This is a genomic window from Enterobacter sp. B79-1, from assembly GCF_057444735.1.
Map to the genome: position 1 here is coordinate 254,993 of NZ_JBYAZJ010000005.1, position 13,680 is coordinate 268,672.

Annotated in this window: 11 protein-coding genes; 4 read left to right on the plus strand and 7 right to left on the minus strand. The window is 55.4% G+C overall.

Annotation, left to right across the window (positions count from 1 at the left end; translation table 11 throughout):
* The first annotated feature begins 11 nt into the window (after positions 1–11).
* Both AC2T6E_RS15985 and AC2T6E_RS15990 read left to right on the plus strand, forming a co-directional pair.
* On the plus strand, positions 12–1,130 hold the full coding sequence (locus tag AC2T6E_RS15985; RefSeq protein ID WP_460212700.1) for an ABC transporter ATP-binding protein: 1,119 nt from the start codon (positions 12–14) through the stop codon (positions 1,128–1,130).
* Between the two features lie 13 nt (positions 1,131–1,143).
* Positions 1,144–2,430, plus strand: a complete 1,287-nt coding sequence (locus AC2T6E_RS15990; protein WP_010435180.1) for an ABC transporter substrate-binding protein — start codon at positions 1,144–1,146, stop codon at positions 2,428–2,430.
* 85 nt (positions 2,431–2,515) lie between these two features.
* On the opposite strand, the gene AC2T6E_RS15995 is transcribed toward AC2T6E_RS15990, so the two are convergent.
* Both AC2T6E_RS15995 and AC2T6E_RS16000 read right to left on the minus strand, forming a co-directional pair.
* Positions 2,516–3,949, minus strand: coding sequence for a glycoside hydrolase family 32 protein (locus AC2T6E_RS15995; RefSeq protein ID WP_416719608.1), 1,434 nt, complete (start codon positions 3,947–3,949; stop codon positions 2,516–2,518).
* A 19-nt stretch (positions 3,950–3,968) separates the two neighbouring features.
* Positions 3,969–5,210 (minus strand): MFS transporter, encoded by a 1,242-nt coding sequence (locus AC2T6E_RS16000; protein WP_010435183.1) that lies wholly within the window; start codon positions 5,208–5,210, stop codon positions 3,969–3,971.
* 221 nt (positions 5,211–5,431) lie between these two features.
* On the opposite strand from AC2T6E_RS16000, the gene AC2T6E_RS16005 reads away from it, so the two are divergent.
* On the plus strand, positions 5,432–6,427 hold the full coding sequence (locus AC2T6E_RS16005) for a LacI family DNA-binding transcriptional regulator (RefSeq protein WP_010435186.1): 996 nt from the start codon (positions 5,432–5,434) through the stop codon (positions 6,425–6,427).
* Here AC2T6E_RS16005 and araE read toward each other — a convergent pair whose 3' ends face one another.
* The 3 genes from araE to kduI all read right to left on the minus strand — a co-directional run bounded on the left by araE (position 6,428) and on the right by kduI (position 9,818).
* Positions 6,428–7,843, minus strand: coding sequence for an arabinose-proton symporter AraE (gene araE / locus AC2T6E_RS16010; protein WP_108416333.1), 1,416 nt, complete (start codon positions 7,841–7,843; stop codon positions 6,428–6,430).
* Between the two features lie 313 nt (positions 7,844–8,156).
* A complete protein-coding gene (gene kduD, locus AC2T6E_RS16015; RefSeq protein WP_042717044.1) occupies positions 8,157–8,918 on the minus strand; it encodes a 2-dehydro-3-deoxy-D-gluconate 5-dehydrogenase KduD in 762 nt (253 codons plus the stop codon).
* Between the two features lie 63 nt (positions 8,919–8,981).
* On the minus strand, positions 8,982–9,818 hold the full coding sequence (kduI, locus tag AC2T6E_RS16020; RefSeq protein WP_211446541.1) for a 5-dehydro-4-deoxy-D-glucuronate isomerase: 837 nt from the start codon (positions 9,816–9,818) through the stop codon (positions 8,982–8,984).
* A gap of 297 nt (positions 9,819–10,115) precedes the next feature.
* On the opposite strand from kduI, the gene AC2T6E_RS16025 reads away from it, so the two are divergent.
* A complete protein-coding gene (locus tag AC2T6E_RS16025) occupies positions 10,116–11,291 on the plus strand; it encodes an oligogalacturonate lyase family protein (protein ID WP_148400627.1) in 1,176 nt (391 codons plus the stop codon).
* 185 nt (positions 11,292–11,476) lie between these two features.
* Here the strand turns inward: AC2T6E_RS16025 and AC2T6E_RS16030 are convergent, their stop codons facing one another.
* Together AC2T6E_RS16030 and AC2T6E_RS16035 are read right to left on the minus strand one after the other, a co-directional pair.
* Complete coding sequence (locus AC2T6E_RS16030; RefSeq protein ID WP_010435198.1) at positions 11,477–12,160, minus strand: oligogalacturonate-specific porin KdgM family protein; 684 nt, start codon at positions 12,158–12,160, stop codon at positions 11,477–11,479.
* A gap of 317 nt (positions 12,161–12,477) precedes the next feature.
* Positions 12,478–13,656: an acetyl-CoA C-acetyltransferase gene (locus AC2T6E_RS16035; RefSeq protein WP_089600353.1), complete on the minus strand. Its 1,179-nt coding sequence runs from the start codon at positions 13,654–13,656 to the stop codon at positions 12,478–12,480.
* Positions 13,657–13,680 lie beyond the last annotated feature (24 nt).

Below are 13,680 nucleotides of genomic sequence, written 5' to 3' on the forward strand. Positions count from 1 at the left end.
AGGGAAATATCATGGCTGAAGTAATCTTCAACAAACTGGAAAAGGTCTACTCCAACGGCTTCAAAGCGGTACATGCTATCGACCTTTCCATCTCCGAAGGGGAGTTTATGGTGATTGTCGGGCCGTCCGGCTGCGCCAAATCCACTACCCTGCGCATGCTGGCCGGACTGGAAACCATCAGCGGCGGCGAAGTGCGTATTGGCAATAAGATTGTGAACAACCTCGCGCCAAAGGAGCGCGGGATTGCGATGGTGTTCCAGAACTACGCGCTCTATCCGCACATGACGGTGCGCGAGAACCTGGCCTTCGGCCTGAAGCTGAGCAAGCTGCCGAAAGATCAGATTGAGTCTCAGGTGAACGAAGCGGCGAAAATCCTGGAGCTGGAAGAGCTGCTCGACCGCCTGCCGCGCCAGCTTTCCGGCGGCCAGGCGCAGCGCGTGGCGGTAGGCCGCGCGATTGTGAAAAAGCCGGACGTGTTCCTGTTCGACGAGCCGTTATCCAACCTCGACGCCAAGCTTCGCGCCTCAATGCGCATCCGTATTTCTGACCTGCACAAGCAGCTGAAAGCCTCCGGCAAACCGGCCACCACCGTCTACGTCACCCACGACCAGACCGAAGCCATGACCATGGGCGACCGCATCTGCGTGATGAAGCTCGGCCACATCATGCAGGTGGATACGCCGGATAACCTCTACCACAAGCCGAAGAACATGTTCGTGGCGGGCTTTATCGGCGCGCCTGAAATGAACATTCGTAAAAGCCTGCTGGTAGAAAAAGCAGGGAAGCTACACATCGCCATCGGCAATGAAACCATGCCGCTGAACGCGGAAAAGCAGGAGAAGGTTTCCGCTTACGCCGGTCAGGAGGTCTTCTACGGCGTGCGCCCGGAGTTCGTGTCCCTCTCTGACGAGCCCGGCGGCTGCAGCGGCGAGATGGTGCGCGTCGAGAACATGGGCCACGAATTCTTTGTATATCTGAAAGTCGCGGACTACGAACTGACCGCCCGAATTCCTTCCGATGAAGCTAAACCTATGATTGATAAAGGCCTTCACCGTAAGGTGTATTTCACGTTTGATATGAACAAGTGTCATATTTTTGACGCAAAAACTGAACAGAACCTCTCTCTCTGATGGAGTGATAAAAATGAAAAAAGTGCTTTTAAGCGCAGCAATCTCCGCGACTCTGGGCCTTACCGCTTTGCCATCGATGGCGCAAGATGTTGATTTACGTATGTCCTGGTGGGGCGGCAACGGTCGTCACCAGGTCACCCTGAAAGCCCTGGAGGCGTTCCACAAGCAGAACCCGGACATCAACGTGAAGGCGGAGTACACCGGCTGGGACGGTCATCTCTCCCGCCTGACCACCCAGATTGCGGGCGGTACCGAGCCGGACGTGATGCAGACCAACTGGAACTGGCTGCCGATCTTCTCCAAAACCGGCGACGGCTTTTACGATCTGAATAAGATGAAGGACGTCATCGACTTAACGCAGTTCGATCCGAAAGAGCTGCAGTCCACCACCGTTAACGGCAAGCTGAACGGCATTCCGATTTCCGTAACCGCGCGCGTGTTCTACTTCAACGACGAGACCTGGAAAAAAGCAGGCGTTGAATACCCGAAAACCTGGGACGAGCTGATGGCGGCGGGCAAGACATTCGAGAGCAAGCTCGGCAAGCAGTATTACCCGGTCGTGCTGGAGCATCAGGACACGCTGGCGCTGCTGAACTCGTACATGATCCAGAAATACAACATCCCTGCGGTGGACGAGAAAACCAAAAAATTCAGCTACTCCAAAGAGCAGTGGGTGGAGTTCTTCCAGACCTACAAAAAGCTGGTGGATAGCCACGTGATGCCGGATACCAAATACTACGCGTCGTTTGGTAAGAGCAACATGTATGAGATGAAGCCGTGGATCCAGGGCGAATGGGGCGGCACTTACATGTGGAACTCGACCATCAACAAGTATTCCGACAACCTGAAGCCACCGGCGAAGCTGGAACTGGGCAGCTACCCTATGCTGCCGGGCGCCACCGATGCGGGACTGTTCTTCAAACCGGCGCAGATGCTGTCGATTGGTAAATCCACCAAAAACCCGGAAGCGGCGGCGAAGCTGATTAACTTCCTGCTGAACAGCAAAGAGGGAGTGGATACGCTGGGTCTGGAGCGCGGCGTGCCGCTGAGCAAAGCGGCGGTGCAGTTCCTGACCGAAGACGGCACCATCAAGGAGAACGACCCGTCCGTTGCGGGCCTGCGCCTGGCGCAGTCGCTGCCAGCGAAGCTTACCGTGTCGCCTTACTTTGATGACCCGCAGATTGTGGCCCAGTTCGGGACCTCGCTGCAGTATATCGATTACGGTCAGAAAACCGTGGAAGAGACGGCGGCTGACTTCCAGCGTCAGGCAGAGCGTATTTTGAAACGCGCGATGCGGTAATAGTCTCCTCCCTGCCCGTCCTGCGCTTAGCAGGGCGGCAAACTGTGCCTTTCCGCGATCCGGAAAGGCACAGCGGTAGTAGAGATTACTCAAGTTGCCAGGCACCAGCCTCGGTTAAAACGGCCAAACCACTCCAGGCGAATAACGCTAAATCCCTATGGTCGGCATCCGGATAAATACGGCTGCTCAGGCAAGCCTCACCGTCGTTAACAAAAACTTCCACTGACGAACTATCGAAGAACAGCCGTAGCCTCAGCGCCTTCCCGGCGGTTAATGGCACGCTGCGCACGCCGCACAGTCCATACTGCGGATAATGACGCTCCAGCACCAGCCGCTGCATCTGCGCATCAATATACACGCGCAGGCCATTACCGAAACGGAGTCCATACTGTTCTGCACTGCTGTTTGCGCAGTCCCAGTGAAGGATAACCTCCAGCGCCTCGCCGTTTTCCATCATAACGCTTTGCTGGTTTTTAACGGTGGTGATCGGCCATGGGAACCAGGCCCCGCGCATTCCCTCAACCTCTTTGGCTGGACGCATTTGCAGGCGATTGTCCGCACTCAGACTCAGCTCGCGCGGCAGTGAAAGCATGCCCGACCACCCGTCCCGTTGCTCCGGCAATGGCGATTCCCACATGTCCAGCCAGCCAATGACAATGCGTCGGCCATCTGGCGTCAGGAAACTTTGCGGCGCATAAAAGTCGTGACCGTGATCCATTTCAACAAAGTCGTCCTCGCGGGCAAACGCCTGCCCTGGCTGCCATTCGCCGAGCAGATACCCGCTCTGAAAAAGATTGCGGTTCTGGTAGCCGTTTGCCTCCAGTCCCTGGGGAGAGAACATCAGAACGCGCTTGCCGTTGAGGGTGAAAAAATCCGGGCACTCCCACATATAACCCATCTCTTTTTCCGCTTCATCAAGCACACCCGCGTCCTGCCACTGGCGGAGATCGGCCGATCGATATAGCCGCACCTGCCCGGTATCACCGTCGCGAGCGCCAACGATCATGTACCAGTCATCCCCTTCACGCCACACTTTCGGATCGCGGAAATGATGTATCCCTGCCGGGGTGTCCACCACAATACCCTGACGTTCAAAGTGAATACCGTCGCGGCTGGTCGCCAGACACTGGACCTGATAGAGGTTAGACTCATCACTGGGATCGCCATGAAATTTATGCCCGGTGTAAATCAGCGCCAGCGTATCGCCATCGACCACCGCCGAACCGGAGAAGCAACCGTCTTTGTCCTCCGGGCCTTCCGGGGCCAGCGCCACCGGCAAATGTTCCCAGTGCACCAGATCTTTACTGCGCGCATGCCCCCAATGCATTGGTCCCCATTCGGTTGAATACGGGTGATGCTGGTAAAACGCGTGGTACCAGCCATCGAACCAAACCAGCCCATTCGGGTCATTCATCCAGCCCGCACGGGCGGCCAGGTGGTAGCGCGGATACCAGCGCAGGTTCAGCGCCTCGCGTTTAGCCTGGAGTTCCTGTTCTGCGTTAGAAATGGTGTACATCATAGTCTTCACTCTTTTTGATTCAGATAGCGGAGGGTTGCGAGACCAGCGGGTCTGAGGACGACCGCGAGGAGCGCAGCAAGAAAATGGAGATAAAGGTGGTACTAAACACCAGCAGCCCCATAATCAGATAGGACTGGGCGAAGCCGTACTTCTCGTAGCTATAGCCTGCCAGCGGCGAAAGTACCGTGGCGATGACCGAACTGGTGCACGCAAAGCCCACCAGATACAGCGTGGATGAAAGTCGTTTATCGAAGTTAAGGCTGTTGTATTTGAAGATGGCCACCAGCAGAACCGGCAACTCTAGCGCGTGCAGCAGCTTGGTGATAGAGATAAGCAGCGGGCCTTCCACCAGCCCGGAGGCGACCATGCGGCTCGCCATTACCATTCCGGCGAAGATGAGGCCGTTTTTCGCGCCGATGCGGTTAACCAGCCATGGCGCGCAAAACATGCCAGCCGCCTCAAGGAAAACCTGGAATGAGTTCAGATAGCCATACATGGCGTTCCCTTCCTGGAGGGTCGGGAACTGAGAAGAGAAGTAAACCGGAAACTGCTGGTCGTAAACGCCGTAAATGCAAGTGCCGATCACGAAGAACACGAGCGCCCAAAAGCGCGGTAGGGTGAGCAGGCGCAGCGCATCTTCCAGCGTCACCTTACCGCCCGCCACCGCTTCTTCCATCGCCTGCGAGGCGGAGAAAACCCGCAGCCGCGCCAGCAAAATGAAAAATACCAGCCCTGAGCAACTGGCCACCGCAAAGTTGAGTTTTGGGTTGATGTTGAAGAGTAAACCGGCAAAGAACGTCGCGACTGCCCAGCCCAGCGAGCCCCACATCCGCGCCTTGCCAAATTCAAACTGGCTCTGTCGTGCCACACGCTCGGTATAGGACTCTAAAACACCGATACCGCCGTTAAAGGTCAAGCCGATGTAAATCCCACCGAAAATGCTGCCAAGCAATACGTTAATCTTCAGCAGATAGCCAAACAGTAAAAAGGCCGGGCCAGAGAGGATCAGCAGTACGGTGATGTACCAGAGTAGATTTTTACGCAGGCCGAGCTTGTCCTGAATAAAACCGTAGCAGACCTGTGCAAACAGCGCGGAGACGGAGAGCACCGCGTAGATAATGCCGGTATCCCCCGGCTTGAGCCCTACCTCCTGGTGCAGCCAGATAGAAAGCAGCGATCCGGAAGAGGACCAGCAGACAAAAAAGAAAAACAGTAACGCACTGAGTAACGGGTAGCTGTGAGAGTGATGTTTCTTCATCATGACATTCTCATCGTGGAGGAATGTCGAAAATGGTAACGTTAACAAATGGGGTAACTCATGTCATTTTGCTGAGATTCATGATGTTAATCACAAAAGTTAACGTTAACATTAATGGAGTGCGATCGCGATCAACTATTTCTTACCTGCGCGCGCGTCACGCGTAAGATAGAATATCGAACGATCTTTTACATCAGCAGCTTAGCAAGGGCGGAGTAATCAACATGGCATCGCTTAAGGATGTGGCAAAGCTGGCCAATGTGTCACTGATGACGGTATCCCGCGCGCTAAACAGCCCGGAAAGGCTAAAACCGGAGACGCTGGCCCGGGTTCAGGCCGCTATTGAACAGACCCATTACGTGCCCGACCTGTCAGCGAAAAAAATTCGCGGGGCTCACGCCATGCCGAACACCATCGGGGTGCTGGCGCTGGATACGGTGACCACGCCCTTTTCGGTAGACATCACGCTGTCGATTGAAGAAACCGCGCGGGCGCACGGCTGGAACAGCTTTGTGGTTAACATGTTTACCGACGATAGCCCTGAGACCATGGTAGACCTTCTGCTCTCTCATCGCCCGGACGGGATCATCTACACGACCATGGGGCTGCGCAAGGTGCCGCTCCCGTCCAAGCTGCTCACCCTTCCCTGCGTGCTGGCAAACTGCGAAAGTTTGCACGATCCGGTGGCCAGCTACATACCCGATGACGAGCAGGGCCAGTTCTCTGCGGTTCAGGCTCTGCTGGCTGCGGGCTACCGCCGCCCCCTTTGCCTGCATCTGCCAGCTAACCATCTGGCTACCCTTCGCCGTCGCCAGGGGCTGGAGCGCGCCTGTCGGGAAGCGGGAATCGACCCAAATACCCTGGTTCACTGCTATATGGAATATGGCGATGAGCACTATCGCGATATTCCGGCACGCGTTCTGGCGCATATTCAGCAGCAAACGCCGCTGTTCGACTCCGTGATTTGCGGCAACGACCGCATTGCGTTTATGGTTTATCAAACGCTGCTGGGACATGGGTTGCGCATTCCGCAGGATGTGGCCGTGGTGGGGTACGATAACATGGTGGGGATCGGCGATTTGTTCTTACCGCCCCTCTCAACGGTGCAGTTACCTCATTATGAAATCGGGCGCCTGAGCGCCCTGCATATTATCAACGGTGACAGCCATCGTGAGACGGTTCGGGTCGCCAGCCCGTGGCTCCCCCGAGAGTCGCTATAATTAGATGCCGATGTTCCGCAATTTCTCCCCCGCCATCAGCTTGCGTTCAATATGCTCCAGCGTCACGCCTTTGGTTTCAGGGATCAGCCAGAAGGTGACACCGATAAACGCCACGTTCAGCACCGTATAGAGCCAGAAGGTTCCCGCTGCGCCAATCGCATCCAGCAGTGTCAGGAAGGTCGCGCCGATGATCATGTTTGACACCCAGTTGGTGGTGGTGGAACAGGTGATACCAAAGTCACGGCACTTCAGCGGCTGAATTTCAGAGCACAGGATCCACACCACCGGTGCGGCGCTCATCGCATAACCGGCGATGCACATCATGGTCATGCCGACGGAGAGCCAGGACAACCCGCTTGAGGCCGTGCCGTTATCAAACTGCATCAGGCAGTAGCCGAGGATCAGCGTACCGAGGGCCATCACGCTAAAGCCAATCTTCAGCGCCGGTTTACGTCCGGCTTTATCCACGGTGAATACCGCAATAAAAGTCGCGAACATAAAGGTCAGCCCCACCACCAGCGTGGCAATCATCTGCTGTTCAGTGGTCGTGAACCCGGCCATTTTGAAAATGCGCGGCGCGTAATACATGATGATGTTCATCCCGGTGAACTGCTGCATCGCCTGGAGCAGCATGCCGAGAAACACCGCGCGGCGCACGTTGCGGTTAACCTTAAACAGCGCCCAGCCGCCCTGCTTCAGCTTCAGGCTTTCGCGGATTTCATTCAGCTCTTCACGCGCTTTTTCCGAGGTGTCGCGCAGCATACGCAGCACCTCTTCCGCCTCCACGTGACGCCCTTTTTGCGCCAGCCAGCGCGGGCTGTTCGGCAGGAAAATCACCAGCACGATCAGCAGCAGCGCAGGCATTGCCAGTACGCCCAGCATCGCGCGCCAGTTTCCGCTGTAGCTGAAGTACGTATCGGACAGGAACGCCAGCACGATGCCGAGCGTCACCATCAGCTGGTACATGCTGATCATCTTCCCGCGCACGTTCTCGCTCGCCATTTCGGAGAGGTACAGCGGCGCGGTATAAGACGCAATCCCCACCGCCACGCCCAGCAGCACGCGGGAGAGCAGCAGCACCTCCACGTTCGTGGCAAACGCCGAGCCAATCGACCCCGCGACGAACAGGATCGCCCCGACCATCAGGCTGTATTTGCGCCCGAGGCGGAACGAGAGCCAGCCGTTAAACAGCGCCCCGATAGCCGCGCCGAGCATCATGCTGCTCACCACCCACTCCTGCAGGCGGTTACTCAGCGTAAAGTGATCGGTAATAAACGGCAGCGCCCCGGCAATGACGCCGATATCCAGACCAAACAGCAAACCGGCCACCGCTGCCGCAATAGAGACGAACTGATTCATGCGTCGGGTATCGCGCAACGCGGCGGGCATCAGGGTAGAGTCATTTATAGATGTCATATTTTTCCTGCCTCAACAGCAAAATTCGTTAAGTGAAATTACGAGATAGTGAAGAAAAGTGTCAGGCGGGAATTCGTGAAGATATGGATTATTTCGCTATGGCATAGCGTTCTGTGATGGACATTACAATTTCAACTAATGCTGAAATAGCACCGTTTTTTATTAATCACCTAATATTTAAGCAATAAAACTGTGATGCGCATCATTTATGAATTTTCAGTATGGATTTTTCATCTTATGCCATATGGATAATGGCAATTTTTAGCCAAAAAAAACCTCCACCCGGGGGCAGAGGTTCGTCATGCAGGCGGAATTAACGCGCCAGCCAGCCGCCGTCAACGGCCACGGTGTAGCCGTTGATATAGTCAGAAGCCGGGGATGCCAGGAACACAATCGGCCCCATCAGATCGCTCGGCAGACCCCAACGTCCCGCAGGGATACGCTCCAGGATTGCCGCGCTGCGCTCTTCATCCGCACGCAGCTGCTGGGTGTTATTGGTAGCCATGTAGCCTGGCGCAATCGCGTTAACGTTGATGTTATGCTGCGCCCACTCGTTGGCCAGCAGACGGGTAACGCCCATCACCGCACTTTTCGACGCGGTATAAGACGGCACGCGGATACCGCCCTGGAAGGAGAGCATGGAGGCGATGTTGATGATCTTGCCGCCTTTGCCCTGGGCGATAAAGTGCTTCGCCGCTGCCTGAGACATAAAGAACACGCTCTTAATGTTCAGGTTCATTACGTCGTCCCAGTCGCGCTCGCTGAAGTTGATCGCGTCTTCACGACGGATCAGACCCGCGTTGTTCACCAGGATATCGATATGACCGAATTCCGCCACCGCGCGATCCAGCAGTTCAGGGATCGCGTCGATTTTACGCAGGTCGGCGGTCAGGCTCAGGAATCGGCGGCCCAGCGCGGTGACGCGCTCGATGGTTTCGGTAGGCTCAACAATGTTGATACCGACAATGTCGCAGCCCGCTTCCGCCAGACCCAGAGCCATACCCTGACCCAGCCCGGTGTCACACCCGGAAACCACAGCCACTTTACCCTGCAGAGAAAATGCATCCAGAATCATGTTTGTTCCTTAATCGTTCAGCGCCTGTCACCAACAGGCAGGTTTATGCTTCACTGCCTGCGACTAGCGCAGATCCTTAACAGCGACATGGTCCATGTCATCAAAGACCTGGTTTTCACCGACCATTCCCCAGATGAAGGTATAGGCTTTCGTCCCCACGCCTGAGTGAATGGACCAGCTTGGCGAAATCACCGCCTGCTCGTTGTGCATCACGATATGGCGGGTTTCCTGAGGCTGTCCCATCATGTGGAATACGCAGGCGTCTTCATCCATGTTGAAGTAGAAATAGACTTCCATGCGGCGCTCGTGGGTATGGCACGGCATGGTGTTCCACAGGTTGCCCGGCGCGAGCTCGGTCAGCCCCATGCTGAGCTGGCAGGTTTCCAGCACGTCCGGAACGAAGTATTTGTTGATGGTGCGGCGGTTGCTGGTGAGGTTATCGCCCAGCGTGACCGGCGCGACGTCCGCTGGCGTCACTTTTTTGGTTGGGTAGGAGGTATGCGCCGGGGCGCAGTTGTAGTAGAACTTCGCTGGCTTACCGCCGTCAATGCTGGCAAAGACCACCTCTTTCGCCCCTTTTCCGACGTACAGCGCGTCGCGGTGGCCAATCTCATAGCACTGGCCGTCGACGGTAACGGTGCCCGGCCCGCCGATGTTGATCACGCCCAGCTCACGACGCTCAAGGAAATAGCTCACGCCCAGCTGTTTACCCACTTCTCCACCCACGGAGACGGTTTTCGCCACGGGCATAATCCCACCCACAATGATGCGGTCGATGTGGCTGTAGACCATGGTGTACTTGTCGGCTTCAAAAACCTGTTCCACCAAAAATTCATTACGCAATCCCTGCGTATCCAGCGCCTTAGCATGCGCACTGTGGATGCTTTGTCTGATGTCCACGTTGACCTCCAGAAATGATCGTGCCCAAGGGCAAAGATGATTAACGAAACGACGTTCCGTTTTCTTGATGAGCACATAGTATCCGCTGAGATTTGGCTTTTCAATTGCATTTAAAACAACGTTTCACTTTTTCTGCATCTTAATACCGAAAATGATGTTTCGATCACGATAATGTCAGAACATCCTTATCTATCCCGATGATTCTTACGAATTGCGCCACCAGTCACACATAATGAAACAACGTTTTGATAATTTAACACCCAGTTTTTAACTCAACCTCATTCAAAGGAGTGCATTATGGCTAAAGGTATGCGGGTCAAGCTGAACTACGAGGTCAGCCGCGATCCGGATACAGGCGTGGAAGTCACCCGCCTGACCCCCCCGGAAGTCACCTGTCATCGCAACTACTTTTACCAGAAGTGCTTCTTTAACGACGGCAGCCATCTGCTGTTTGCAGGGGCGTTCGACGGTCACTGGAACTACTACCTGCTGGATCTGAAAAAGGCTGAAGCGGTGCAGCTGACGGAAGGCGCGGGGGATAACACCTTTGGTGGTTTCCTTTCGCCGGATGACAGCGCTTTCTACTATGTGAAGAACGATCGCACCCTGCTGGAAGTGGATTTGCAGACGCTGGAAGAACGCGAAGTGTATCGCGTCTCTGACGACTGGGTCGGTTACGGCACCTGGGTTGCCAACAGCGACTGCACCAAACTGGTGGGTATTGAGATCGCCAAAAGCGACTGGACGCCGCTGAACGACTGGAAGATTTTCCACGATTTCTTCCACAAGGGGCCGCACTGCCGCCTGCTGCGCGTGGATCTGAAAACGGGCGCAAGCGCCACTATCCTTGAAGAGAAGAACTGGCTGGGCCATCCTATTTACCGTCCGTTCGACGACAACACGGTGGCCTTCTGCCACGAAGGCCCGCACGACCTGGTCGACGCGCGTATGTGGCTGGTTAACGAAGACGGCAGCAACGTGCGTAAGGTGAAAACGCATGCAGAAGGCGAAAGCTGCACGCACGAATTCTGGGTGCCGAACGGATCTGCGCTGGTGTACGTCTCGTATCTGAAGGGTCAGCAGGGTCGCACCATCTCCCGTTTTAACCCGGAAACCGGCGTTAACGAGGCAGTGATGCAGATGCCCGCCTGCTCGCATCTGATGAGTAATTTTGACGGCACGCTGCTGGTAGGCGACGGTTCCGGCACGCCGGTCGACGTGAAGGACACGGGGGGTTACACCATCGATAACGACCCGTACCTGTATGCCTTCGACGTCGCGAAAAAAGCGTATTTCCGCGTCGCGCGTCACGACACCTCCTGGGCGACGGTGGCAAACAGCCGCCAGGTCACCCACCCGCATCCATCCTTTACCCCGGATGATAAAGCGGTGCTGTACAGTTCCGATAAAGACGGCAAACCGGCGCTCTATATCGCGAAACTCCCCGAGCAACCTGAAATGTTGCATGCATGATTTGAGTTAGTGTTTCTGTAACTGGCCTTGCCCTCCCCTAAGGAGGGCTTTTTTTTGGGCCTGGTGCGCGCGTTTTGCCCGGTGGCGCTAACGCTTACCGGGCCTACAGAGTGAAATGGGAGGGATCAAAGTAGGCCGGGTCAGCGCAGCGCCACCCGGCGGTTTTTAGAAAAGGAGCAGGATTATCAGAAGGAGTACGCCACGCCTAAACGGAAGCGGGTCTGGCGCTCGTCGGTGTCTTTTACGCCCACGTTGCCCACCTCAACATACGGTGCCCAGTTTTGATCCCATTTATAGGCCAGCTTGGCGTTATATTCGTTAGAATAATCTTTATTATTATTACGAATCATACCCTCGGTGCTTTTCGCATAAACGTAATTCAGCTCGGTACGCCAGTCTCCCATGACCCAACCCACCCAGGCATCGCCACGGTTAACTTTATCATCGTCTTTATTTGAGCTGGATGGATAACGGGTATATTCGTAGCGGTAACGTGCCGCCACGTAAAAACCATTATCGAAGCTGTATTGCAGGTGCAGGTTCGGTTTATAAATGGTACGGCTGTCATTACTCTCAATGGTGAATGCAGGCGTCAGCGCAATATTGTCGGTTGCTTTCCAGCGCCAGCTAATTTGGTCTTCATGACCGTTACCCACAACATCGGCAAACGGCTGGTCGGCCTTGTCGCCACCGGATTTCCATTTCGCTTCAACAGAGAAGCCGAAGCCGTTAGCAAAGCGATGCGAGACCGCAACCCGGTCTGCGTTCGCGCCGTTATCAATATATTCATGGCGCAGATCGACGGTAACCGCCTGAGCCGCAAAAGACGCACCAATAAGAGAGGCAAGGACCAGAGATTTATTAAACATGAAAAAACCCTCAAATAAAATAGCGTTTCGTTTTTATGGAACTGCAGTTTATTTTTTAATAAACGTTATTTTAGTGATCGGGATCGTAATTATTTGTTTCATTTTTTTTGGCAAAGATGGACGTGATGTCAGTCAACAAAAGGGGATTATTAACCTTAAATTTCAGGGGAGAGATCACAGTAAGACCTTAGCGGGGAGAATAATACAGCGCGTAATTATTCCACTCTGCATTGAGATTGAACTGATAATCGTAAAAACGTCACGCTATGTGTAAAAAAAACCTCCCAAGGGGAGGTTTGCTTTTTGAAAGGAAAGGATCACCGCTCAATCGCCAGCGCCACCCCTTGCCCACCGCCAATACAGAGCGTGGCAATGCCTTTACGGGCGTTACGCTTTTTCATTTCATGCACTAAGGAGACCAGTATACGGCAGCCGGACGCGCCGATAGGGTGGCCCAGCGCGATAGCGCCACCGTTGACGTTGACCCGCAGCGGATCCCACTCCAGCATTTTGCCCACCGAGATCGCCTGCGCGGCAAAGGCTTCGTTGACTTCAATCAGATCCACGTCGCTAAGCTGCCAGCCTGCGCGCTCCAGACAGCGGCGTGTCGCATAGACGGGGGCGATCCCCATCAACGCCGGATCCACCCCCACGCTGGCAAAGGCTTTAATACGTGCGAGCACGGGAAGATCCAGCTCCTGCGCTTTGCTTTCGCTCATCATCATCACGGCCGCAGCGCCATCGTTAATGGAAGAGGCATTCCCTGCGGTCACCGACCCCAGCGTTTCAAAGGCCGGGTTAAGCTTCGCCAGCCCTTCTGCGCTGGCATCGGTGCGCGGCTGCTCGTCGGTATCCACCATCACGGCTTCACCGTTCTGACGCTGGGTGCTGACCGGGACGATCTCATCGCGAAACCGTCCGGAATCAATTGCGGCGCGGGCTTTTTGCTGCGAGCTCAGCGCGTAGGCGTCCTGAAGCTCGCGGCTGATGCCATATTCACGCGCCAGGTTTTCCGCCGTGACGCCCATATGATAATCGTTGAACGCATCCCACAGGCCGTCATGCACCAGGCTGTCGAGCAACTGGCTGTTTCCAAGCTGCGCGCCGGTACGGCTGTCGGTCAGAACGTGTGGCGCGCGACTCATGTTCTCCTGCCCACCGGCAATCACCACATCCGCCTCACCGCACTGAATAGCCTGGGTGGCGAGATGCAGCGCTTTTAAACCGGAACCACAGACGTCGTTGATGGTAATGGCGGAAACCGTGTTTGGCAGCCCGCCTTTCAGCGCCGCCTGTCGGGCAGGGTTTTGCCCGGCTCCGGCGGTCAGCACCTGGCCGAGGATCACCTCATCGACTTCATGGGCGGCAATCCCGCTGCGTTCCACCAGCGCTTTCACCACCACGCTACCCAGATCGACAGCCGAGTGGCGCGCTAATGCCCCCTGAAAACAGCCGATAGCTGTACGCAACGCACCCACTATAACGACATCTTTCATCACGACCTCAGTGTTAAATGACCT